This window comes from Arthrobacter sp. Y3223164, from assembly GCF_059091005.1.
On the sequence record NZ_JBNHGF010000005.1, the window covers coordinates 14,577 to 38,395 of the forward strand.

A 23,819-nucleotide genomic window follows, 5' to 3' on the forward strand; every position below is an offset into this window, starting at 1 on the left:
TTCGTATGGCCTCGGTGTTGGTGGAGCTCATCGTGTCTCGAGTGGGGTAGCGGGGGTAGAGAGGGCAGTTTCGGCAGGATCTGGGTGATGCTGCCTGTTTGACGATTCCTGCGGCCGCATGAAGTATCTTCCACTGAAAGACATGGTTACCTTCGGTTGTTCCTTCGCTCGGTAGGGCTCGAATTTTCGAGATCTGGTGAACCGGAGTCCAGCAGTCAATGCTAGCAGGCCGACATTGGCCAGCTTCCTGCCTAACAGCGTATGAACCGAGGCGTCTAGTATGGAGCTTAGTTCCCACCCCCTGACCCGAGACAAGGATCACTTTGGGCAAGACAGTACTCACGTACGGCACCTTTGATCTCTTCCACATTGGACATCTGAACATCCTCAAGCGGCTCAGTGGGCTGGGGGATCGGTTGATCGTGGGCGTTTCCACCGACGAGTTCAATGCCATCAAGGGTAAGAAGCCCGTAGTGCCGTTCGAGCAGCGCATCGCAATCGTTAGCTCCATCCGATACGTCTCCGAAGCGATCCCGGAGGAGAACTGGGAGCAAAAGCGCTCGGACATCGAGAAGTACGGGGCGAACGTCTTTGGGATCGGAGAGGATTGGAAGGGAAAGTTCGACGATCTGGAAGACAAAGTAGAAGTCGTTTATCTTCCGCGAACTTCTGGCATCTCCACGACTGAATTGAAGCGTGTGCTGAGCGCTTTCGATGAGCGACACGTGGAGGAACTCAAGCGCACATTGGACAGCATCAGCCAGATCGTGAAGGAGCTGTCCTAGTAGTTCGTTCCGACCGACTTCGTGCGGTTGCGTAAGTTCGCCTCGTGTAAGAGTGTCAAACGTCATGGCCCGAACAAAGCCGTATCTAGGTGACATTTGACTGTGTGGGGGCCCTATGTTCTTCATCAAGGGGTGAGGCTGCCTTGAGCTGGGGTGTTTCGTAGAGGGTCATGTCGCCGAGCGCGGCGGAGAGGACATGGCAGCGGCGCCTAGCCAAGCGATCAAGGCTTGGTTATGGCGTTAACCCTCGGTGCGTTTCCGGTCGTAGTAGTCGCGTGAAACGGGTCCTTCTGCGCGGCGAAGGCGGAGAGGAACAGTGCGCGTTTGATGACTTTGTTGCCCGTCTTCGACGGATGGTCTCCGCGGATTGATGCGCCCGATCTCTAGGTCACCGGTGCGAACCCGGAGTACGAAGCCAGATGCCCTTTTGAGGCAATTCCTTGCCGATGATTTCGGTGATGATCCGTGCTTCGTCCTGACTCCGACCGCCGGCATGGAGGTTAGGACGAAAGAGGGTGGACCTCCACGAGTTGTTCGACGCGAGTCAGTAACTGGGCGCAGGAAGTTTGCAGCTGCACCAGTTGCGCGGCCAGCGCTTGTCGGCCCGCGGTGCGAACTTTGCCAGCAGCGCGGCCACCAGGGTCCGGCCGGCCTTTCGCAGGGCATCGGGGGTGGGGATATTTAACCAGCAATTCGGCCATCGCCGGATGGTCCTGATATGGTCCGATCGCCCGCTCCAACGGACGGGATCGGCCGCTCCTTCGTTCTTGATGACTGTTGACAGTCCTGGTGTGAGCGCCTGAACAGGCTGGCCCGCCGCGTGACGGTCCGCGGACAGTTGTCTAGCAGCGGACAGCTCAGGCCGCGGGGACAGCTTCGCCTTCCACATCTACGCGCAGGGCGGATCTGGGTCATCAGGCCCCCGAATCCGATTGGAAGTGGCCTGCTGCGCCAGGTCATCGTAGAAGCCGCAAAGCATCGACAGCTCGGCGGGCCCTCTTCATCGGCTAAGGCGATGGCGCGCAGGATGTGTGGCATGACAGCATCGGCGATGATGGCCGCGTCCCGGGTGTCGGTCTTGGCCTCGCACGGAGGCAGCCCAGCGATACGGCGCATCGCCAGCCCGGGCAGGAAACCAACCACGATGCCTTCGGTTTGGGCCACGGCGACCGGCGGGGCACCGATTGTGGCCGGCTGGTCCACCACCAGCTGCAAAATTCCGTGCCGTGTAAGGGAGGCGATGATCTCGCGCCGTTTGCCCTCGTCCTGGGGTAGTGCCTTGTTTAGCAGTTTCTTGCCGTCACGGTTTAGCGCGACGGCGTGAAGGTTGCTCTTGCCGACGTCAAGGCCGATGAACACGTCGACGATTTCTCGCAGCCCGGGATTTTGGTGCTGGTCTCTCGGCCCCGGCAGGATGCCTGCCCCCAGCCGTTCCATGGTCTGGGGGTGTTGCCATGGGATCCGATGGGCGCCAGAGGATCGCTGATGGGGACAAGACCAGCCGAAGCTTTGACCACGGCAGGCCGGCCGTAACGTGGATGCCGAACTCTGCCGCCGCAGGACATGTCAGCTTTCGTGCTGGATTGATGTATGGAGGCAGGGTGATCAAAGACCATCACCATCTTGGCCGAAATCGGCGATGACCGCACCCGGTTCGCCAGCGCAGGCGCGCACAAGGCCAACGCCGGGGCAGCGCCGGTGACCCGTGCCCGAAGTAAGTCACTCACCGTCTTGGCCAGACGGGTGAAGAACAACAGGCTCGCCGCCGCCGACCGCCCGGCGTGGAAGCCGCCTCCGAAGCCCAGCTCACCGCCCTGCTCGGCCAGCTCGACGCCGCCTGCGACGGCCTGGACGCCCTGCCCCTGGCCGTCGAAGAACTCTTTGGCAGGCATCCGGATGCAGGAATCCTCACCAGCTTCCGCGGCCTCGAACCAATCGCCGGGGCACGGTGGTGCATCGCGTCTTCGCGGAGGATCGGGAGGAGACGGGCGACGGTGGCATCGATGTTCCGGGTCCGGCCGGACTTGAGGAGGATCCGCATCAGCCGAGCCGGGTCGGGCCGGCGGCCTGCGACGGTGTCGGTGCGGTGCGGTGCGGTGCGGTGCGGTGCGGTGCGGAGCAGGAGCCTGGCGGCCGGAATGCTGAGGTCTGCAGCGTGGGGGAAGGCCTTCAGTGCCGACGGATAGTATTCGCGCAGGAGGGAACGGATGCGGCTGGCCTGCTGCTGCCGGTACCAGATTGCGTCCTGTTGCGCTCGTGCCAGTACGGCAATGGCCTGGGCCAGTTCCAAATCCCCGAGGCATAGGCCGGTGGGAGTGGCGGTCGGTGCGCAGGATGTTGGCCAGTGCCGCGGCCTCTTGGGCGTCGGATTCCTTGCGAGAGACTGTGCGCCATTCGCGGTAGCGGGCCACGGCCAGGGGGTTGATAACGTAGACGTCCCGACCGCTTGATTGCGGAGCCGCGACGAGGAGGCCGCGTGTGGTTTCGATGGCCATCGGGACGCGGTTTCCAACTTGGTCTCCGTGGGTGCAGAGCAGGCCCAGTAGTTCCGCCAGACCAGCGGCCGTATCTTCAATCCTTTGCGAGGCCACGGCCCTGTTGATCTACGAGTGCGATGTCGTGGTGTCCATCTGCCCATTAACGGGAAGTCCTCATCTGGCTCCCTCACATCCCATTAGGTAAGGGGTGGCGGTGTGCTACCAAAGAGCGCGGATATCATGGCAAGCCTCGGAATCCTAGCCCCGAATCCGGCCTAGCTTCCGATCAAACGGAGAACCGTAGCGACCCATGCGCTATCAAGTCGGTGGCTTCTGTATTAACATGCCGGAGCGGGCTGGGCTACAACATCTGGATATCAGGCTGTGTGAGCGGCTCCCCAGCGGTACGGTGCGGCGTCCCCGGGTCGGGAACCAGCCCAAATTTGCCGCGGTCCGGGGCGCCCGACCCGGGATCAAGTCACGAGCGAAATGGGCATGCAGCCACCGGAAGTGCTCGGAGACCCCGCGCTCATTCTCCTACGGTTCTTGCACCCTGGCCAACGACACGGTGCGGTACAACGGGGTGTTGCTATGGCACTACAGGCGCAGGGCCCTGGTGCCCCACCTGCGGTAGAGAGTGTTTTCATCGAAGTGAAAGAGCAGCCCGGGATAGGCACGGGCACAGAGTGACGCTCCCACTGACCGCTTAGGGGTTAAGCTCGCGCCGCTCGCGCGGCCCGCTTTCTGCGGGCCGTTTTCAAGGCAAAGCGTGCAGTTCTTCCAAGTCCGAGGCCCCGGCTTAGAACCGTCGTTGCACGTCATCATGGCAAGCCAGTGGCGTGCCGGTGCCGTGCTGATACGCGGCCGAAGAAGAGGACAGCATGAAAAACCCCCTCACCTTGCACGACAGTGAGCATTAAGCGTATTTATCGCTGCATAGCCGCCAGTATTGGGCGCTCTAAATACGGTGCAAGCGTCTCTGCGTACGTCGCAGTGATGTGCGAGGCATCGAAATAGGTGACCACAGATCCAACGATTGCCGGACACCTTCCGTCCGCGCAGAAGTATCGATCCATATTCACAGTACTGATCTTGGGATCCTCTAGTTGCAATGCTGCCGTCGTGATCGGGTCCATCCAATGCCATTCATCCGGTGTGCCCGAACATTTATGTGGGTTCCTCTGGTGTTCAGCTAAACAATCAGGAATGGAATCGATTGTATTTCCGGGGAACGGCGGATCCTTAATGACTAGGACGTTAGCGCCGCTGTCAGCCCACTGCGACAAATAATCTCGGTAGCCAGCAATCGCTAGTTCTTCCGTACGGTCCCACGATTCGTTCAGGACTGGGACCGACTGCCGTTCCGACGTTATGATCAAGTCGAAGGATTTCCCCTTCGTTTGGTCCATGACCCAATCGCCGTAGGCGGCGCAATTGGCGGTCTTCTCTGCAGTGTCAAACTGCAGGAGGACAGATGTCGGGTTGCATTGTGAGATTAAAAAGGTTGAGACTGTCCAGTCATTGCGCTCAGCCAGCAATTGCAGCGCGGGTAGCCATTGTCCCGCGTGCGAATTTCCGACAAGCGCGACTTTGGTGGGCCCGTCCCCATACGTGCATACAGGGCGATCCGTAAACGGCTGGTTCGACCAGCAGCCGTCGGCGTAGGCGTCGGATTTGTCGTCTTTGGCCAGCGCTGGCTCGGGCACTACCGGCGCATTGGAATCCGGGACGCATTCGTCAAACCCCTTGGCGATGGCGGCGGCACCAAAACAAGGATCACCGTTATTCACCATGGCAGCGAGCTGTTGTTCAGCCTGTGAGGTGCGGTGGTTAACCTCTGCTAATTGCGCGCCGCCCACTGCCGTGAGGAGCACCATGCCCACTGCAGCGAATCGGTACGTGGGCGCCAGACCATTGTTGCCCGAGGGGAACCGGAAGCGGTCCTCAACGAACGTCTTGCTGAGTCCTGCCAGCACCAGCGTCGCAACCAGAATCAGCGACTTGTCGAGCCAGCCGAGTTCACCGCCGCTGACGTACGGCAGAAGAACGATTAAGGGCCAATGCCATAGGTAAACCGAGTAGGAAACCGCGCCCAGCCATTGGACCGGGCGATTTCGCACAAGGCGGGTGGGGGAAAACCTTCCCTCAGCAGCGGCAAAGATTACCAGCGCGCTGCCCAGGACAGGCAGCAAAGCGGTATAACCGGGGAACGGTGTTGCTCCGGTGTAGAACACTCCCGCCCAAACAATTGCAGCGATGCCGACCCACGCCAGGGCTGCACGCGCGGTACCGGGCAGGTGTTCTGCTACGGCCGGGGCCACCAGTGCCACCAGTCCGCCCATTCCCAATTCCCACATCCGGGTGGGCGTGATGAAGTAAGCGCTGCCGGGTTCAGCAGCAGTGGCGGTTACCGAGAAGGCAAGGGATAGGGCCACGACGGCGGCAACTGCCGCCAGAAGCAGGCGCCGGGCGTTCAACGACCGCTTTCCCGCGAACCAGAACACGACGAGCACCAGAACTGGCCAGAGGAGGTAAAACTGCTCCTCTACCGACAAGGACCAGAAATGCTGGGTGGGAGTCGGGGCGTTCTCCGCGGCCAGATAGTCGACCGAACTGCCGGCCAGCACCCAGTTCTGCACATACAGTGCCGAGGAGATGATCTCTTTGGCCATCGCGCCCCATTGCGTCGGCGGCGCCACCAGTCTCGAAGCGACAGCGGTGGCCGCTAGGACGACGAACGCTGCCGGCAGGAGCCGGCGGATCCTGCGCCCCCAAAACGCAGTCAGCCCATGCCAGTCCATTGGCGGTCGCCTCACCAGATGGGAGGTAATCAGGAAGCCCGAGATGACGAAGAAGACATCCACACCGACAAACCCGCCGGTCAACCGGTCGGGCCACAGGTGGTAGACAACCACCAGGGCCACGGCAATGGCACGTAGGCCCTGGATGTCCAGACGAAGCCCGGTGCCGGCCTTCGCTGGCAGGTTGACGGTTCTAGGCAAGGCTTTTAGAGCGATGGTCGGGCTCCTGGCAATCACATAGGAATAACAACGAACAGTCTATCCAAGAGATTGAGCGCATTCGCGCCACCACACTGTGCGGGAGACTCGGAGAGGGTTGCTAGGCTAGAGCAGACGTTGGCGCCGTGGAGCGGCAGCACGAGGGGTCGTTTAGTAGCAGCGGAAGACGCTGTCGGGAAGGAGCCCATGCTCACCGGACTCAAAGGCCGTGTGGCATCGGCCGTTCCGCAAAGAGTGATACACGCTGTCTTCCAAGCCTACAGCGGCGGCGCTGCCCCGCGCGGTCTCTTCCCCGCCCTCTCGGCTTCGTTTTGTTCTTCAAGACTACGGCGTAGTTCATGTAACTTCCCGCCTCGAGTAGTCCGGAGTGTCGATCGTTTCTCCGCGAAGAACTTGCTTGGGGAAGTGACCGACATCGTCTTGGAAGCGCTCGAGGGGGCCCAAGTGGACCACCGGGTTCTGCGTACTGAAGCTGGCATTCCCACTGTGGTGGACGTCCCTAGCGCTCATTGGTCTTCCGCAGCTGACGCGATCAAATCTGCGGCCGGCGCCCGGCCGTTTTACATCAGGACCAACGACGAAACCAAGCCGGTGACCGCGGAGTGGACGCCAGCGTTATCAACAGTTTTTGAAGCGGTGGGACACAAAAACCGACTCCTGGGCGACCATCAGTTGGGCATCAAGATCGTGCCGCGCGAAGCGGGACGGCCAGAAAAGGGGTTGTTGACCTCTGTCGACTTCCCGATCGACGCGGTGTACACATGGGTGGACGGCGATGACCCCCAGTGGCAGCGCAGCAAAGCACAGATGCTAGCCCAGACGGATCCTACGAGCAGGAATGATACAGCGGCAAACGAAGCGCGTTACGCGTCGCGCGACGAACTGCGCTACTCGCTCAGGTCGCTGGATTACTTCGCCCCTTGGATCAATCACGTGTACTTGGTGACCGCGGGACAGACGCCCCCGTGGCTGGACACGTCCAACAGCCGGATCACGGTGGTGGATCACCGGGAAATCTTTTCTGACGCGAGCGCGTTACCAACCTTCAACTCGCACGCTATCGAGTCCCAGCTGCACCACATTGACGGACTGAGCGAACACTTTCTTTACCTGAACGACGACGTATTCTTTGGGCGGCCGGTGACTCCGGAACTGTTCTTCCACGGCAATGGGCTGGCCAAATTCTTCCTGTCCGAACAGACCGTGGATTACGCGCCAAGTTCGGTGGACGACTTGCCCGTGGACAGCGCGGCGAAGAACAACCGCGCGCTGCTGGAGGCGGCCTTCGGCAGGACTGTGGAGCGCAAGTTTCAACATGCAGCCCATCCGCAACGAGTCAGTACCCTTTCCAGACTGGAACAGGAGCATCCGGAAGAACTTTTCAGGACGCAGCGGAGTAGATTCAGGGATCCGTCTGATCTTTCCGTGACGTCGTCCCTAGCTCACTACTACGGTTTCGCCATCGGTGCAGCTGTTCCCGGGGAACTGTCTTACCGCTATTGTGACATCAACGATCCGTCTGCGCAGGCGAAGCTCCTGCGGTTGTTGCGGCGCAGAGACGCGGACGTGTTCTGCCTCAACGAGGTTGCAAGCACCGGCAAGGATACGCGAAAGGTGGACTCGCTGACCCGCAGTTTCCTGAATGCGTATTTTCCCGTCGCTAGTACTTTCGAGAGCGAACCCCCATGGAATCACGAGCCGGCATCATTCGAGACGCCGTCTCTGCCATCGGTCGGCTTACAGGCAGAGGCGATGCATCGGCGCGGGAAGATTTCCGAGCGCTAAAACTTCAGCAGCGAGGCAGTATTCTGCAGCTGTGGTTCACGGTCTCCGCCCGGATCCAGCCCACGTCCTTGTGGTGCAGGGATTCAGGCAACGTGTGGACGAAAGTGGCCGACTTGTCGGAGGCAGTAGACAAGCCAGGAAGCGAATTTCGGAGTTACAGCGCCCAGTTAGACTTGGCGACTGCGGTGCCCTCTCCAACTGATCCCCGCGAGGAGGGGGAAACCTTGGGACTGTTTGTTCAGTTCGAGGCCTCCGCCAAAGATCTGCCCGGGTTCAGCACCAACATTCATGAGGGCGGACCAGCCGCTATTGGAGCGGTGTCTGCAGGAATGCGCCCCGCAGAGTTCCGGGCGGCGCTAACCGATGGTGCGCTGGCCCGTGACGCGACGACCACGGCGTGGGCTTCGTTAGGGCGCTTTGCTGACACCGAAGTTGGTTCCCTGCGCAGAATCACCACTGAGGTATTCACGGTTGAACCGTACGTCAACCGGCGTGGCCTGGTCTCGTTGGCGGTAAACCGGCAGCTTAAACCCTACAACGCCGTCTACGTGCACCGGCTCAGCGTCAAGGGGGGCACATTAGATTTGCGGGCAACTCTTGTCACCCGACACGGTGAGGCTGAAGCAGTGGAATTGGTGCTGCTTGGGCGTGAGAGTGGAGCCCGCTACACGTCAACCGCCGTATCCGTGTTGGACACCGAGGCGACCCGGCGCAAATACGGGCTCCGTCGGTACAAGGTGCACGCCCGCTTGGACCTGGGCACCATCTCCAGCCAGGACCTGGCCCGCGACCAAATCCTGGATGCATGGTTTGCGATCTATGCCCCAGGCGGAACAGAGCCGCAGCGGGCGCGCATAGGACGCACCAGATATGTGGTCCGGAAGCTCACCCGTCCCGGCTGGCAAGCGCGTGGAGACAAGACGCTGGCAATTACGCCTTACTACACCTTCAAGGCTGAGAACACTTCCTTCCATATCGAATTATTGGACACCGACGCCTTCGAATTCCTGCTAAGGCAGTCCCACAAGAGGCGGTTGCCGGGCCTCGGAGCAGAGCAAAAGCCGGTCTGGCTGGTGGGGGAGCGGCCTTACAAGGCCCAAGACACCGGACTCCATTTCTTCCGCTACATGCGGCGGGAACACCCTGAGATCGACGCCTACTACGTGATCGACCCTGCGTCGCCGGACCTTCGCAACCTAAACGGGCTGGACCACGTAGTGGAGTATCGATCCAAGGAACACTTCGACGTCGCACTGCGGGCAGAACGGTTTATTGGCTCCCATCATCCGGACTTCCTTTATCCAACGTGGCTACCGCACTTTCGCAGAGCAGTGGGCGCAGTCAAGGTATTTCTCCAGCACGGCGTGATGGGAACCAAATGGATGGTGCCCAACTACGGGAAAAACACACACGGATTCGACACCGACCTGTTTCTCGTCAGCTCCGAGAGGGAGAAAGAGTACATCGTCAGCGATTTCGGATACCCGGCCCAGGACGTCGTGGTCACCGGTTTGTCCCGCTTCGACGCCTTGTTCGCCGGTGATGTAGCAGTGCAGCGAAACCAAATCCTGATCTTTCCCACCTGGCGGGACTGGCTTCAACACCCGGATGACTTCGAAGAGTCCGAGTATTTTCGAGAGTGGGATGCGCTGCTGAACGATCCCCGGCTGGGCGCTCTTGTTGATGCGACGCAGTCAGAGGTGGTCTTCTGCCTGCATCCGAACATGCAGCAGTTCCGACACCACTTTGCCGGGGCACCTGCGCGCGTCTTATCCCAAGGTGAGGTTGACGTCCAGTATCTGCTGAAGGAAAGCGCGGTCTTGCTCACCGATTACTCTAGCGTGGGATTTGACTTCAGTTTCCTTGAGAAGCCGGTGCACTATTTTCAATTTGACCGTGAGCGTTTCTTGGGACCGCAGGGATCCCATCTGAACCTGGATGAGGAACTGCCGGGCCAGATTGCATTTGCCCGATCCACATTACTGGACCAATTAGAGTCTACGCTCGGCCGCGGCTGCACGCCGACGACCGAGGACAAGGCCAAGTCGCGCAGATTCCTTACGTTCAGGGACACCGACAATTGCAGGCGCATTTTTGAGGCGGTGGTAGAAGCCCGTCGCGCCGGTCCCGGGTGGAAGAAGGTCATTGACCCGGAATTGGCCGAGCGGTTGTTCAGCAGGTTCCGCCGCAGCCGCTTTTATTTCCCGACGATGCGCCGGATGTTCGCGCTGATTTCAAAAACCCCGTTGCACAACGATTTGCTTGTGTTCGAGTCAGGGCTTGGCAAGCAGTACGCCGACAGTCCGCGCTATATCTACGAAGAGCTGGTGCGGCGCGGGGACACCCGCCGCAAGGTTTGGGTCTATCAAGGTAGGCTGCCAAAGCCCGACCCTTATACGAAAGTGGTGAAACGGCTTTCTCCCGGCTACTACTACTACCTGGCCAAGGCGAAGTACTGGATCAACAACCAGAATTTTCCCCATTACATCCGGCGCCGCAAAGATGCGGTCTTCATCCAAACCTGGCACGGAACGCCCCTAAAGAAAATGGCCCACGATGTGGGCACCGTCCATGGAAGGGACCCGGACTACCTTGCCCATGTGGACGCTGCTGTTCGGCAATGGACGACTCTACTTTCACCGAGTCCCTATGCAACCAAAGTCTTCAGGAGCGCTTTCCGCTTCACTGGGACGATTGTGGAACTGGGGTACCCGCGGAATGACGTTCTCCTGGGCCCCGACGTAGAGCGACGGTCGAGCGCTTTCCGCCGCAAACTTGGTGTTCCCGACGGTAAGCGAGTGGTCCTTTACGCTCCAACTTTCCGGGATGATCAGCCGACAGGCATGGGACACTTTCGCTTTGATGTGCCGTTCCAATTAAATACTTTCAAGGAACGCTTTGGCCAGGACACGGTGCTGCTTTTGCGCATGCACGTGCTGGTGAGCGACGCCATAGAAATACCGGAGGATGTCCGCGACTGTGTGTACGACGTCTCCAAGTTCCCGGATATACAAGAACTTTACCTAGCCAGCGACGCACTGATCACCGACTATTCGTCCGTTTTCTTCGACTACTCCATCCTGCAGCGGCCCATCATCTTCTATGCCTACGACCTGGAAAACTACCGCGACACGCTGCGCGGTTTCTACCTGGACTACAACACCGAACTGCCCGGGCCTGTGACGCAAACCGAGGATGAACTGTTCGACGCGATAGACGAGAGCCGTTCGAGCGACCCTGCGCGCGAGCTAAGGCTCAAGAATTTTGTGGCCAAGTACGCACCGCGCGACGACGGCAACGCCGCGGGACGCGTGGTGGACCGCTTACTGTCTTAGGGCGCCGGCTGTTCCGAGAGGATCCTACCCACGGCGTTAACGAACCGAGCCGTGCTCGCGCCCGGCGTGGTATCGCCGAAGTGATGGGCGATCAGCTGCAGCTGGTCGGGGCTGATTCCGGCCGCTGCGGCCTCGGCCAGCAGCTCCGGCGTTCGTGCCGCCTCGGACTGGTCAATGAGCCTGGTCTTGGCGGCCACGCCCTGTGCGTCGATGTGGGCGCCGGGGTCCGACGGCCTCGTCATGAGCAGGGGCTTCCGGCTGGGAAGCCAATCCAAGGACATGGCAGAGATATCGCAGATGCACAGGTCCGCTTCCGCCATGGCGGCTGAAAAGTCGCCAGCCGTGTCCACCCGGTGGCCCGCTGGCTCCTCCTTCTCCGCGGAGACGATCATCTTTTTGATCTCGTGCAGAGCCGCACGGTGGGCGGCGAGCCTGCTGCCGGTCCGCGGGTGCGGCCGGAAGACCAGCCGGTAGCGGGCATCAGCCAGGATGGAGCAGACAATCTCCCGTCCATGGCTGGTCAGTGAGCCGTACGCCATGGCCGGGCGGTCCCCTTCCCAGGTGGGGGCGTACAGCACGGTGAGACGTCCGCCGTCGTTCTTGGTTTGCGGGGCAGGAGCGGCGAAGTCCAGTTGCGGCCGTCCCACCTCCACCAGATGGGACTCATCAAACCGCCGCAGGGCGGTGAGGATGCGTTCCCGGGAGGCAGGGCCCGCGATGAAGGCAAAGTCGTAGGCCTTCAGCTGGTTGGAGACCATCGACACCTTGTCGCTCTCCCCGTGGCTCAGGTGCACGTGCACCTGAGCCGGCAGGCGGAGGACCGTGAAGTTATCCCGGTTGTTATTGACGTAGAACACCATCCGGACGCCGGCGCGTTCGATGAATGCCTCCACCTCCGCGATGCCCTTGGTAAGGAACACCGGCAGCGGGGAATCAGGAAGCAGCTCCGCGGCCGTGGCTGGCCGGTGGACCAGAACCGCTACCCGGTGGCGCTCCGCCAGCTTCGCCATGGGAGCGAGCCACTGCCTTACCTGATAGGCACTGTCCGGGCCGTCAGCGAAGTACAGGACGCAGTCGAACCGGTTGCCGGCGTCCCCGTTGGCGTCTGCCAGCCGGGTTCGCACGCGGCGTTCCGTCAGCACGCTATTGGCCTCGGTGAGGATCCGGGCGGCGAGAGGCTGAAGGCGGGACGCGATGGGCAACAGTGAATCCTGACGTCGGAGGGGTGGACCTACCTGAACAGCTTAGAGCTTCCCCACGTTGCGCCGTTTGGCCAACCCGTCGTTCGTCATCGCGGTCCCCCGGTAGAGCCACATGGCGCCGGCACCGGTTGTGGCCAGCAAGTCCACCTTGTTGTCGGAGGTCGTGTCACCGGGTCCAAGGATCTGCTTGTACTGTTGCCATCCGCCGCTGCCGATCTGCCGCTCGGCGTTGAACCACGCTCCCGAAGCAGTCTTGGCGGTGCGTCCCTGCCGCAGCCAGAGAGTGCCGTCGGACTTGCTGGCCACGAGGTCGACGGTGCCGTTGCGGTCGTAGTCGCCGACGCCGACAATCTGCGAGTAATGCCAGCCCGTATCGATACGTGTGCGCGAGCCGTGCTGGCCGTTGCCCGGGCCGGCGTACAGCCAGGCGGTTCCGTCCGCGCCGACGCCGAGCAGGTCGTTCTTGCCGTCACGGTTGACGTCGCCCGTGCCTACCAGCCTGGCGAACTGGTTCCACCCGCCCGTGCCGATCTTCACCCGGCGCTTATAGCCTTCGCTGGAACTGCTGACCGTGCCGGTGCCGGCATAGAACCAAAGGATTCCGTTGGTCTGACGGGCCACGAGGTCGTTCTTACCGTCCCCGTTGTAGTCTCCGATCCCGACGATGGAGCTGTAGATGTGCCAGCCGTGCCCGATCCGCTCGGGCGTGCCGAAGCTTCCCTTGCCGGTTCCGCGCAGCAGCCACAGGGTGCCGTCTGCCTTGCGGCCGATCAAATCACTGCGGCCGTCGCCGGTGAATTCGCCCGGTGTGGCCACGGTGTCGAACTGCTTCCAGGTGTTGCTGACCAGCGTCCTGGCGTTGTAGCCCTCGGAGTCGACCATCTGGGTGCCCTTGTAGAAGCCCAACGAGCCCTCGGGGCTGACGGTGAGGAGATCGTTTTTCTTGTCCCGGTCGTTGTCCCATACGCCGACGATGTCTGTGAAGGACCCCCAGCCCCAACCAATCTTGCGGGCAGCGGCGAACGTGCCGGTGCCGGTCTTGCCGGTTGCTGCGTACAGCCACAAGGTTCCGTCTGCCTTGGTTGCCAGGACGTCCGCGCGTCCATCACCCGTGAAGTCCCGGGGTGCGGTCAGCTTTGTATAGCTACCCCAACCGCTAGCGATCTGGCTACGGCTACCGTGCTTCCCGTCGCCGGGAGCAGCGTATAGCCACACAGTGCCGTCCGGCCGTAGTGCCAACAGGTCGTTGGTGCCGTCGGCGTTGAGGTCGCCGGGCCCGATGATGTGGGTGAACCCGTTCCAGCCGCTGCTGCCGATGCGCACGCGTGCCTGGAAGTCACCGTTCCCCTTGCCCTCGTACAACCACAACGACCCGTCAGTCTGGCGAGCCAGCAGGTCGTTCAGTCCGTCTCCGTTATAGTCCCCTGTGCCGATCAGGAGATTGTAGATATGCCAGCCGTCGCCGATGCGGGACGGCGCCTTGAAACCGCCAGCGCCGTTGCCGGGGTAGAACCAGAGCGAACCGTCCGGCCGGCGGGAAACCAGGTCGCCGTTGCCGTCCCGGTCCAAGTCGCCCGGTGCAGCGTAGCGCTGCGTGCGATCCCACGTGACGGTCCGGTTGTAAGCGAAGTTCTGCAGGTCGGTGTAGGAACCCCGCCACACGTTCGAGTCGCCCGAGTAGGGGCCCGTTGAGCTGTACTGCCAGATGTCGTAGGAATTCCATCCAGCCGGCAGCCAGGGCGTTCCGGTGGTGTAGTGCGCGACGTGCAGCGGGTGGTTCTTGAAGGCCGTGCTGTTGCCGGTGCACTTGTTCCACCAGTCCGCGGTGGTGTAGATGGCCGGGAGGCGGCCGGTGCGGGCCTTGATGGTGTTCGAGAAGTCCTTGATCCAGTTGACCATGGCCGTCGGGGACATGCTGTAGCAGGTGTTGCCCAGTTCCGGATAGGGGTTGTATTCGATGTCCAGCAGGGGCGGCAGTGTCTTTCCATCGGCGGACCAGCCGCCGCCGTTGTTGACCATGTAGTCAGCCTGCGCCTTGCCCGACGAGACGTTGGGGATGGCGAAGTGGTACGCACCCCGGATCATGCCGACGTTATAGGAACCGGCGTACTGCGACGGGAACAACGGGTTCTTGTACGACAAGGCCTCGGTTGACTTCACGTAAGCGAACCTGGCCCCGTAGTTCCACTCGGTTTTCCAGTTGACGTTGGGCTGGTGACTGCTGACGTCCATGCCCTGGACCCCGCTGGGTTTCCACTTGGTTCGGCTGAACGAGGGGAGCGCCGCGGGTGCCAGAATGCTGGTTCGTTCGATGTCGAGGACTTCCAGTTGGGCGTCGAGTTCTGCCAGCACTTCCGGCTGTTCCAGCTCCCGCTCGCGTTCCCGGCGCTGCTGGAGCCCTTGGCCCATGTCGGCGCCGTGTTCGCCCTGCAGGGTCTTCAGGAGCTCAAGGAGTTGTTCCTGGCTAAGCTCCTCGATGGGGACTTCGACGGATTCGGGCTTATCTGCCGGGGTCGCGGGTTGGCTGGTTTCTGTTGACAAACTTTGGGCGCCCTCAACCGGGGAGGACGGCGCGGGGGCTTCATCCGACAGGGACATATCCAAGCCCGGCGTTGGCGTAGCGCTCTCATCTGTGGAAGCCCGCACCGAGGGTGAAGGCGTCGCCGTTTCCAGGCCAGAGGCGACAGGTGACTCCAAGGTGGCCCTCTCGGACACCGGCACTAACTCGGCATTGGGTGGCTGGAGGTCCTGGGCAGTTGCCGCCGGGGCCATCAGGAGACCTACCGCCAGGACGAGGGCGATGGCACCGGCTAGGCGTGCTTTTGCCTGCTGTCGGCTGCCGGGGAATATTGAGGGGCTGCGGAAGCTGGGCATGGAATGCTCCGGACGCTAGGGCACGTAAGGCTGGTCAAGGGAGCCGCGGCGTTCGTTCAGCATTGCCGAAGCTTTGGCTCAAGGGCGATCGGGTTAAACGTTAGCAGTAGGCTAGAGGAAAGGGACCTGGAGCGCGCGTGTTTCCTCGGAGCCGGCAAAGGGTTCGCCGAAGCGGCACTGGCGAGGCCGGAAGGCTCGGCTCACCGTCTATCCGACGTAGCCTGTGTGTCAGTCTGGCTAGGACAAGCCGCGGGTGCCGCTTGCAACTTTCCCTAGCCGCCGCACGGTGCCGTTGACCGGCGCGGCGAGAGGGCAGCAGCGCAAGCGCACAAATCGGTGCTGATGGCCCCGCTCATATACCGTCTCGGGGACGCTGGTCGCAATAGCGTCGAGCGAGTCAGTGTGCGCGCCCCGACAGGATTCGAACCTGGGACAGAGAGATTAGGGGGCTGTTAGCGACGGTCGAAAGTTGAGCAACGCCTTCAGAACCCTGCCAGTTGCGGGGGGGCTGAAGGGATACCCTCCTATACCTGCGTGGAAGGACTACGAGCAACGCAACTGTTTCCCCTGCCGCACTACCAGAAAGCTCGCTACAGGCTTGACGAGGCAGCAGCGAAAGTGTCGGGTGTAACTCCTCACTTTGCTTTCCCTCGTTCAGCCCGCGGACTCCGCCTTGAGTGCGACGCGCTCGAAGAACGTCAGGGGTACGAGCAGGGCTACGAGACCCACCGGGGATAGTGTCTCGAGTGTACGTTTACGGCAAGCTGTTAATCATCATGGGCCCCATACGTAGTGCCTGCATTGCTGGTCCGAGAACAATGCGGAGGTGGCTGTTGCGGTAGAGTCATGGCTCATGGAATCCCGCGAACTTTTGAATCTGATCGCTGACTTTGTAGAAACGCGGCAAATGCTGCGCGCAACTGACGCCGCTGACCACGTTGCCGATGAGGTTCTAAACGGGTTTGCAGCCAACTTCGGGCAGGCGGGTTTCGTCAGTGGACGATAAGAAAGCGGACGAACTGATTCGCGAGATACGCACGCTCCGCGCCGAAACGATGAAGACTAAGGCGGCAACAGAGGCAATCTTGAAACTCGCCGCAACGTCCCTCTTCGGTGAGGTTGAAGAGACGCTGGTTAAGCGCCAACTGTCGTTCCTCGAGACGCTTGAACGGGTGCGTAAAGAGCGCTTGAGTTTCGCCCGATTCGGTGACGGCGAGTTCTGGATGATGCAGAAACTTGAGTACAACATCAAGTTCCAGCGGAACTCCCCGCAGTTGCAGGACGCCTTGTTCGGTTCGCTGCGCCGGGCTGCGGCCCACCAAGACAAGATCCTTGTCGGGTTCCCGCACGTCTTCCGGAACACTCACTGGACTGGCGTGCTCGCTGATACTTGGCCGATGGTCAAGAATTTTGTGTTGCAGTTCGAGCGGATAGGTGATAGCCACGTTTCTCGGCCCCTCGCTTTTGAGGCTGTGGGGCAAGCGATCGTGGATGAGTGGCGCTCATTATGGGAGGGTCGGCATGCGCTCATCGTTACTGGCGAAGGGTCGCGATTCGACTTGCATCCGGCACTGTTCAACAACCTCACACGGTGGAGCTTCGAGCATTCGACACCGACAAACGCCTTTATTGACCTGCCGCGCATCACTCAAAAGGTGGTCGACAGCCGTCCAGACTTGGTCATCGTTTCCCTCGGCCCGGCCGGATCCATCCTCGCGGTCGATCTGGCGTTGGCTGGTATTCAAGCGTTAGATATCGGGCACTTGTCTTCCAGCTATGTAAATGTCATGGATGGCGGGCTGTTCCCGGAGGAAGCGCCCGCCATTCGGTGACGGGCTTGGACAGGCATATCTCCACGATTAGAGCCACCAAGTATTCGGGCGGACAACAGTATAAAGCCATCCATCGCGGGGGGCGCCGGTCGCCTGCGTCACGTATTAGAGCATCACGCAAGACTGGGTTCAAAGGGTCCCTGCACTGATCCATCCTTTCCAAGCGCCCCGGACAGGAATCGAACCTGCGACCAAGAGATTAGAAGGCTCCTGCTCTATCCGCTGAGCTACCGAGGCTGGCGGCCGTTTGTTGTCCAATCTCGTGTCTAGTTGGTGCCTGCTGTCATGGACACCAATGCGGCCGATGCTTAGTCTAGCAATTCGTTCGAGGCGCGGCGCCTCCATGAAGCTCTCCTTCGAACACCTGAGCGAATGTCTTCAGTGGTATCCCGCGGATCGCCGGGCCGCGAGCCTTTGGACAGCCTTGCTTTGAGCGCCAGCGCTTGCAGCAAGGCTTGCACCATCTCCGCCTATTCTCCGTGCAAGCAACGTCCTGACCCAGTACATCTAGCTGTCGGACAGAAGGATAGCGCTGCGCGAAATTCCGAAGGTTCTGTGCATCTGCTTTGCTGTGCATCTTCTACAGTCCGTGTGTGATCGCGTGCGCACGCGGACGTTTTTCTATAGCAAGAGTTAAGGCTACCGTCTCGTCGCTTGTGCTCTGCATCAGTAGACTGTCGACTCCTCACTGAACGAGGCGTATATGGGCGGGTGGCGGCGGCCGTAGGGATCCATCGTCGCCTAGAGGTGCGACGCAGTGCCACTGGGAAGAAGGACGTACTGTTCTAATCCCCGTTCCGCCCCGTCGCCGTCGCCCAGGCTGCGCCGTCGGGGCGGGCACAGACTTCCGCGGCTGGGCGTCCGGCGGGCGCCCAGCCGCGGAAGGTACTTGCTACTGGCCGGTTCCGGTGTCGGCGCCACCATCGACCGTGCCGCCCTGCCCATCCAAGCCCTGTTCCGGGATGTCTTCCGGTGCCGGTGTCTGGCTCGGCTCCGGTGCCTGACTCGGTTGCGGGGCAGGCTCGGCAGTCTGGCTTGTTTCCGGGGCAGGAGTTGGGCCCTGTTCGGTGCCGTTAGATCCGCCGCTTCCCGGCTCTTCACTCTCGGTTGAGCTGTTGCCGCCGACCGAGGGATCGTCCGTGGTCACGGCGTCGTCGGCGTCGCCATCTCCAGTCTTCGCGGGCTCCTCGTCCTGCTTGGCCGGCTTGTCCGTTTGATCCGTGGCCTCCTGGTCTCCGCCCAGGGTGCCAAGGGTCGTCTTGTGGGCGCTTGAGGCATGGTCGATACCCGTAGTCGAGGAGACCAGGCTTGAAATCGGCTGGCTGGTGCTGAGCTCCACCGCGGTGATGCTGACCATCGCGATGGCGAAAGCCGCGGCGCTGGCCAGTCCAACCTTGACCCACGTCATCGGGGCGATGGGCTTTCGGGCGGGTTTAGGCTGCGGTTCGATCGGTTCGGACGGGGCGCTGGCGGCCACCTTTTCGACGTTCCGCAGGGCGCTCATTCGAGCCTTAGGGATTTTCTTCATGGCCACAGTGGCGGCCGAACTCAGCGTCCGGGCATAGAGGGCGGCGCCAACGGTGGCGACGACGGAGCCAACCGCGGCGCCGATCAGCGTTCCGGCGACGCCGAGAAAGGACCCCACCAATGCGGAGGTTACCGCGGCCAGCGCCGAGCCAATAGTTTGGGTGCCACTTAGTCCGAGAAGCGGCGTGCGCTTGTCGTCGGCAGCGGAGTCGTCAGCCATTTGATACCTAATCCGGTCGGAGATTATTACGGATAGGTAACGATACCTGCCCGCGGACGGTTCCCGGCACGGCCGCCGTCTGATGGAGACGCTGCTCACACCCGCCCTCCACAAGGACACCGCCCGGCGCCGCGGTGCACATGCCGCGTGGACCGCTTCACCGCAGGTGCTGGAGCCGCGAGGCTCGATGGTGTCGGCAGGGCGCCGGCGCTACAGCGGACGGGAGAAGAGCATGAGCGACTACATTACGGTGCGCGGGACGGTCGGTACCGAGGTGCAGCAGCGGCGCACGCACGGAGGTGATGCCGTGGCGGAGTTCCGGCTGGCTTGCTCGGGGGACTGGCTGAACCGGGAGACCGGCGAATGGGTCAAAGGGCAGACCAACTGGTACACCGTTCAAGCGTTCCGGGGCCTGGCGGAGAACCTGTGGCGCAGCCTGGCCAAGGGCGATCCGGTGGTGGTCAGCGGCAAGCTCAAGCTGCGGCAGTGGTCCACCGAAGACGGGAGGCGCGGCACCGCTCCCGAGATCGACGCCGACACGGTGGGCCACGACCTGCGCCGCGGCTCTGCCTCGTTCACCAAGATCGCTGTGCCGGCTGCATCGCGCGAAGCCGCTGACGCCGGGCAGGGCGGCGCCGACTACCGCGCGATGGCCTTGGCCGGTGCCGGCGCCGGGGGTCCAACGGACGGAGAGTTCGGCCTCGAGCCAGGCCTGGGCGGCAGCGGCGGACACGCCGACGAGGACCGGCAGGAGGAGGCACAGCTACCCCGGGCGAGTTGATGTGTTGCCAGGGGGTCCGAGCCGCCGGGACAGGGGGGATGCGGTGCGGCAGAGTATGTGATCGTGGCGCGCAGCGACTAGCCTTGAGGGCATGGCGGAATTCATTTATACGATGTCCAAGGCCCGCAAGGCCGTTGGCGACAAAGTCATTCTGGACGACGTAAGCATGTCGTTCTTCCCCGGCGCCAAGATCGGCGTCGTCGGCCCCAACGGTGCGGGCAAGTCCACGATCCTCAAAATCATGGCCGGCCTGGACACCCCTTCCAACGGCGAAGCCAGGCTCAGCCCCGGCTACACCGTCGGCATCCTGCTGCAAGAGCCGCCGCTGAACGAGGAGAAGACCGTCCTGGGCAACGTCCAGGAAGGCGTCGGCGAAATCTACGGCAAGATCCAGCGCTTCAACGAGATTTCCGAAGAGATGGCCAGCCCGGATGCTGACTACGACGCGCTGCTCGAGGAAATGGGCAAGCTGCAGGAGGCCATCGACGCGGCCGACGCGTGGGATATCGACTCCCAGCTGGAGCAGGCCATGGACGCGCTGCGCTGCCCGCCGGGCGACGCCGACGTGACCGTGCTCTCCGGTGGTGAGCGGCGCCGCGTGGCACTGTGCAAGCTGCTCCTGCAGAAGCCCGACCTGCTGCTGCTCGACGAGCCCACCAACCACCTCGACGCCGAAAGCGTGCTGTGGCTCGAGCAGCACCTGAAGTCCTACCCGGGCGCCGTCCTCGCCGTGACCCACGACCGGTATTTCCTCGACCATGTGGCCGAATGGATCGCCGAAGTGGACCGCGGCCACCTCTACCCGTACGAGGGCAACTACTCCACGTACCTGGAGAAGAAACGCGCCCGGCTCGAAATCCAGGGCAAGAAGGACGCCAAGCAGGCCAAGCGCCTGACCGAGGAACTGGACTGGGTGCGGTCGAACGCCAAGGGCCGCCAGACCAAGTCCAAGGCCCGTCTGGCCCGCTACGAGGAAATGGCTGCCGAGGCCGAGCGCACCCGGAAGCTGGACTTCGAAGAGATCCAGATCCCGCCGGGTCCGCGGCTCGGCCAGCTGGTCATCGAGGCCAAGGACCTGTTCAAGGGCTTCGGCGACCGCGAGCTGATCAAGGACCTGTCCTTCTCGCTGCCGCGCAACGGCATCGTCGGCGTGATCGGCCCCAACGGCGTCGGCAAGACGACCCTGTTCAAGACGATCGTCGGACTCGAACCGCTGGACGGCGGGGAGCTGAAGATCGGCGATTCCGTCAAGATCTCCTACGTGGACCAGTCCCGCGGCGGCATCGACCCGAATAAGACCCTGTGGGAGGTCGTCTCCGACGGGCTCGACCACATCCAGGTCGGCCAGGTCGAAATGCCGTCCCGCGCCTACGTCTCCGCGTTCGGCTTTAAGGGCCCGGACCAGCAGAAGAAGGCCGGCGTGCTTTCCGGCGGTGAGCGCAACCGGCTGAACCTGGCGCTGACCCTGAAACAGGGCGGCAACCTGCTGCTGCTCGATGAGCCGACCAACGACCTGGACGTGGAAACGCTCTCCAGCCTGGAAAACGCGCTGCTGGAATTCCCCGGCTGCGCCGTGGTGGTCTCGCACGACCGCTGGTTCCTGGACCGGGTGGCCACGCACATCCTGGCCTACGAGGGCACCGAGGAAGAGCCGGCGAACTGGTACTGGTTCGAGGGCAACTTCGACTCCTACGAGCAGAACAAGGTCGAGCGGCTCGGCCCGGACGCGGCCAAGCCGCACCGGGTCACGCACCGCCGCCTGACCCGCGACTAGCACGGACAAAGAGAACGGCCGGGCCCCGCTACGGAGCCCGGCCGTTCTCTTTGGCCGGTTCGCTGTCGCCCGTCGGGCGGGCGACTCCGGCTTACGGAATCCGGATCATGCCTTCCTGGGCGACGGTGGCGACCAGTTCGCCGGCCCGGTTAAAGATCTTGCCGACCGCGAGGCCGCGCGCGCCGGAGGCACTGGGGGAGGACTGGACGTAGAGCAGCCAGTCGTCCACCCGCACCGGCCGGTGCCACCACATGGCGTGGTCCAGGCTGGCGACGCTCATGCCCGGCGTGACCCAGCTGACGCCGTGCTGGCGCAGGATGGGTTCCAGCAGCGTGTAGTCGCTGCCGAAGGCCAGCGCGGCACGGTGCAGACCCTGGTCGTCGGGCAGCGGCCCTTTGGTCTTCATCCAGACTGCGTTGACCGCCTGGCGTTCGCCTTTGGCCTGGACATAGAGGGCGTCCTGGACATGGCGGACGTCGAACGGGCGGTGGTAGGCCATGTGCCGGGCCACCGGGTGGTCCACCTTGCCGAGCAGATCTGCGGTGCTCGGCAGGGTTTCCGGGTCCGGGATTCCGTCCGGGAAGTCTTCCTGGTGTTCGAGCCCCTCGGCCGGGGTCTGGAACGAGGCGATCATGGACAGGATCGGCACGCCGTTCTGGTAGGCATGGGTGCGGCGGGCGGAGAACGAACGGCCGTCGCGCAGCCGTTCGACGCCGAAGGTAATCGGCAGGTCGGCGTCGCCGGCACGCAGGAAGTACCCGTGCATGGAGTGGATGGGCCGGTCCGGTTCCACGGTCCGTACGGCCGCGATGACCGACTGTGCCAGCACCTGGCCGCCGAAGACCCGGCCGCGCGGCTGCTTTTCGGAAACGCCGACGAAAATCTCCTCGTCCGTGTTCGCGCCGTCGGCATCGGAGAGGTCCAACAGCTCCAGCAGCACCGCCGTCGGATCGACGTGTTCCTCGATGGCGGTCATGTAGTCTCCTTGCCGATTACCCGCGGGTACGAACACCTCCGACAGTAGTTGGCACCGCTCAACCGCTCAACTCCGGGGCGCCCTTGGAAGCCGGGGCACTCCGGTGAGCCAGCAGCGGGTTAGTTGCGGCTCCCGTGCTTTGAGAGGATGGCATCATGCCTACCGTTCCGCACCATGCCCCGAGGTTTCCGATCCAGCTGAGGTTCAGCGACATTGATTCCTACGGCCACGTGAACAACGTGACCTACCTGGGCTATCTGGAAACGGCCCGGGTGCTGCTGCACCAGCTTCGGCCGGAGCTGCCGGCTACCGCCGGCCACGACCCGGGTGCGACCCTGCGTGAACTGGGCGGCGACGGGAACCAGACGCTGGTGGGACGGCAGGAAGTCGAGTACCGCGTACCGCTGGACTACCGGACCGAGCCGGTGCACGTGGGCGTCTGGGTGACGAGGATCGGTTCTTCGAGCTTCGACCTGGGCTACGCCGTCGTGGATGCCGACACCGGGGAATGCGGCACCGTGCATGCCCTGGGCGCCTCGACCATGGTGCTAGTTGCTGCGGCGACGGGAAGGCCGGTGCCGCTGCCGGACGCGTACCGCGCCGCCTTGCAGCTGTGGGCCGGGCCGCCGGTTCCGTTCCGCAACAGTGCGGGCGCGGCCGGTACGACCGAAGAGGCCGCAAAATGATGTCCTCCGGAACACCCGTCCTGCAGCTGTCCGATGTCCAGGTCGCGGCCGACTTGAAGACCTTCGTCAGCCGGTCCCGTGCCGCCGGTGACGGCGCCATCCACCTGCAGGCCTTCGGCAGCGTGCTGGCGGCCTACGTGTGCCTGATGCGGCCGCGGATTCTGGGCGAGGCGACGCCGACGATCCTGGGGCTGCGGGTCATGCCGCTGGCGGCGCCGGCCGCCGTCGAGGAGACCGTCACGCTGGCCTCGGTCGGAGACCGGCTGGCCAGGATGGGGAACGAGGAAACCGGCCTTGCCCTTCCGCCCACGACCGTGACGGAATCCTGGACGGGTGTGCTGCCGCCGCGGTCCGGGTGGGAACACGTCGGCGGCCTCCAGGACGAGGTGTTGGAGGAGGCTGCCCGGGCGGGCATCCGGGAGATTTCCGAAGCCCTGCCGGACAACCCGGGACAGCTCATCGTCAACAACGCGCGCAGCACCGTCTGGAGCAGGCCGCTGACCGCGGCCGGCGGGCTGCCCGAATCGGCGGAGCTCCCGGCCGGG

General features: G+C 62.6%; 15 protein-coding genes, 1 tRNA gene and 2 pseudogenes. 9 read left to right on the plus strand and 9 right to left on the minus strand.

The window, feature by feature from the left end; all coding sequences use genetic code 11:
* The first annotated feature begins 323 nt into the window (after positions 1-323).
* Positions 324-785, plus strand: a complete 462-nt coding sequence (locus AC5RUJ_RS00950; RefSeq protein WP_494128232.1) for an FAD synthase family protein — start codon at positions 324-326, stop codon at positions 783-785.
* 85 nt (positions 786-870) lie between these two features.
* Here the strand turns inward: AC5RUJ_RS00950 and AC5RUJ_RS00955 are convergent.
* From AC5RUJ_RS00955 to AC5RUJ_RS00970, 4 genes and pseudogenes are all read right to left on the minus strand, one after another.
* Positions 871-2,144, minus strand: a pseudogene (locus tag AC5RUJ_RS00955) (IS110 family RNA-guided transposase).
* Complete coding sequence (locus AC5RUJ_RS00960) at positions 2,093-2,677, minus strand: hypothetical protein (RefSeq protein WP_494128261.1); 585 nt, start codon at positions 2,675-2,677, stop codon at positions 2,093-2,095. Before AC5RUJ_RS00960 ends, AC5RUJ_RS00955 begins: the two are co-directional and overlap by 52 nt.
* A gap of 414 nt (positions 2,678-3,091) precedes the next feature.
* A pseudogene (locus AC5RUJ_RS00965) lies at positions 3,092-3,376 on the minus strand (IS110 family transposase); the annotation flags it as partial.
* An 812-nt stretch (positions 3,377-4,188) separates the two neighbouring features.
* Positions 4,189-6,300 (minus strand): acyltransferase family protein, encoded by a 2,112-nt coding sequence (locus tag AC5RUJ_RS00970; RefSeq protein WP_494155549.1) that lies wholly within the window; start codon positions 6,298-6,300, stop codon positions 4,189-4,191.
* 387 nt (positions 6,301-6,687) lie between these two features.
* Between AC5RUJ_RS00970 and AC5RUJ_RS00975 the strand changes: the two genes are divergently transcribed.
* Together AC5RUJ_RS00975 and AC5RUJ_RS00980 are read left to right on the plus strand one after the other, a co-directional pair.
* On the plus strand, positions 6,688-8,067 hold the full coding sequence (locus tag AC5RUJ_RS00975; RefSeq protein WP_494128230.1) for a stealth conserved region 3 domain-containing protein: 1,380 nt from the start codon (positions 6,688-6,690) through the stop codon (positions 8,065-8,067).
* Positions 8,068-8,291: 224 nt separating this feature from the next.
* Positions 8,292-11,402, plus strand: a complete 3,111-nt coding sequence (locus tag AC5RUJ_RS00980; protein ID WP_494128229.1) for a CDP-glycerol glycerophosphotransferase family protein — start codon at positions 8,292-8,294, stop codon at positions 11,400-11,402.
* Here the strand turns inward: AC5RUJ_RS00980 and AC5RUJ_RS00985 are convergent.
* On the minus strand, positions 11,399-12,604 hold the full coding sequence (locus AC5RUJ_RS00985) for a CDP-glycerol glycerophosphotransferase family protein (protein ID WP_494128228.1): 1,206 nt from the start codon (positions 12,602-12,604) through the stop codon (positions 11,399-11,401). The two genes, AC5RUJ_RS00980 and AC5RUJ_RS00985, sit on opposite strands and share 4 nt — an antisense overlap.
* A gap of 42 nt (positions 12,605-12,646) precedes the next feature.
* Positions 12,647-15,145, minus strand: coding sequence for a GH25 family lysozyme (locus AC5RUJ_RS00990; RefSeq protein WP_494128227.1), 2,499 nt, complete (start codon positions 15,143-15,145; stop codon positions 12,647-12,649).
* A 1,159-nt stretch (positions 15,146-16,304) separates the two neighbouring features.
* Between AC5RUJ_RS00990 and AC5RUJ_RS00995 the strand changes: the two genes are divergently transcribed.
* Positions 16,305-16,484 (plus strand): hypothetical protein, encoded by a 180-nt coding sequence (locus AC5RUJ_RS00995; RefSeq protein WP_494155550.1) that lies wholly within the window; start codon positions 16,305-16,307, stop codon positions 16,482-16,484.
* The gene (locus AC5RUJ_RS01000) at positions 16,474-17,310 is read left to right on the plus strand and encodes a GT-D fold domain-containing glycosyltransferase (RefSeq protein ID WP_494128225.1); all 837 of its coding nucleotides are present in this window, start codon (positions 16,474-16,476) and stop codon (positions 17,308-17,310) included. The genes AC5RUJ_RS00995 and AC5RUJ_RS01000 overlap by 11 nt, the downstream gene beginning before the upstream one ends.
* 164 nt (positions 17,311-17,474) lie before the next feature.
* Here the strand turns inward: AC5RUJ_RS01000 and AC5RUJ_RS01005 are convergent.
* Positions 17,475-17,547, minus strand: a tRNA-Arg gene (locus tag AC5RUJ_RS01005).
* Between the two features lie 655 nt (positions 17,548-18,202).
* Positions 18,203-19,057: a hypothetical protein gene (locus AC5RUJ_RS01010; RefSeq protein ID WP_494128224.1), complete on the minus strand. Its 855-nt coding sequence runs from the start codon at positions 19,055-19,057 to the stop codon at positions 18,203-18,205.
* A gap of 82 nt (positions 19,058-19,139) precedes the next feature.
* Between AC5RUJ_RS01010 and AC5RUJ_RS01015 the strand changes: the two genes are divergently transcribed.
* Together AC5RUJ_RS01015 and ettA are read left to right on the plus strand one after the other, a co-directional pair.
* Complete coding sequence (locus AC5RUJ_RS01015; protein WP_494155551.1) at positions 19,140-19,838, plus strand: single-stranded DNA-binding protein; 699 nt, start codon at positions 19,140-19,142, stop codon at positions 19,836-19,838.
* A 91-nt stretch (positions 19,839-19,929) separates the two neighbouring features.
* The gene (gene ettA / locus AC5RUJ_RS01020; RefSeq protein WP_493999891.1) at positions 19,930-21,612 is read left to right on the plus strand and encodes an energy-dependent translational throttle protein EttA; all 1,683 of its coding nucleotides are present in this window, start codon (positions 19,930-19,932) and stop codon (positions 21,610-21,612) included.
* A gap of 91 nt (positions 21,613-21,703) precedes the next feature.
* On the opposite strand, the gene AC5RUJ_RS01025 is transcribed toward ettA, so the two are convergent.
* Positions 21,704-22,588, minus strand: coding sequence for an acyl-CoA thioesterase (locus tag AC5RUJ_RS01025; protein ID WP_493999890.1), 885 nt, complete (start codon positions 22,586-22,588; stop codon positions 21,704-21,706).
* A gap of 155 nt (positions 22,589-22,743) precedes the next feature.
* On the opposite strand from AC5RUJ_RS01025, the gene AC5RUJ_RS01030 reads away from it, so the two are divergent.
* Positions 22,744-23,274, plus strand: coding sequence for an acyl-CoA thioesterase (locus tag AC5RUJ_RS01030; RefSeq protein ID WP_494128222.1), 531 nt, complete (start codon positions 22,744-22,746; stop codon positions 23,272-23,274).
* Positions 23,271-23,819: DUF8185 domain-containing protein (locus tag AC5RUJ_RS01035; RefSeq protein WP_494155552.1), on the plus strand; the 549-nt coding region annotated here is incomplete at its 3' end. The genes AC5RUJ_RS01030 and AC5RUJ_RS01035, both read left to right, overlap by 4 nt.

Excerpts from the sequence above, each read along its gene's own strand:
- AC5RUJ_RS00960 (WP_494128261.1), bottom strand. The coding sequence starts at position 2,677 with ATGCCTGCCAAAGAGTTCTTCGACGGCCAGGGGCAGGGCGTCCAGGCC.
- AC5RUJ_RS01025 (WP_493999890.1), bottom strand. The coding sequence starts at position 22,588 with ATGACCGCCATCGAGGAACACGTCGATCCGACGGCGGTGCTGCTGGAG.
- AC5RUJ_RS01015 (WP_494155551.1), top strand. The coding sequence starts at position 19,140 with ATGGAGACGCTGCTCACACCCGCCCTCCACAAGGACACCGCCCGGCGC.
- AC5RUJ_RS01030 (WP_494128222.1), top strand. The coding sequence starts at position 22,744 with ATGCCTACCGTTCCGCACCATGCCCCGAGGTTTCCGATCCAGCTGAGG.
- ettA (WP_493999891.1), top strand. The coding sequence starts at position 19,930 with ATGGCGGAATTCATTTATACGATGTCCAAGGCCCGCAAGGCCGTTGGC.
- AC5RUJ_RS01010 (WP_494128224.1), bottom strand. The coding sequence starts at position 19,057 with ATGGCTGACGACTCCGCTGCCGACGACAAGCGCACGCCGCTTCTCGGA.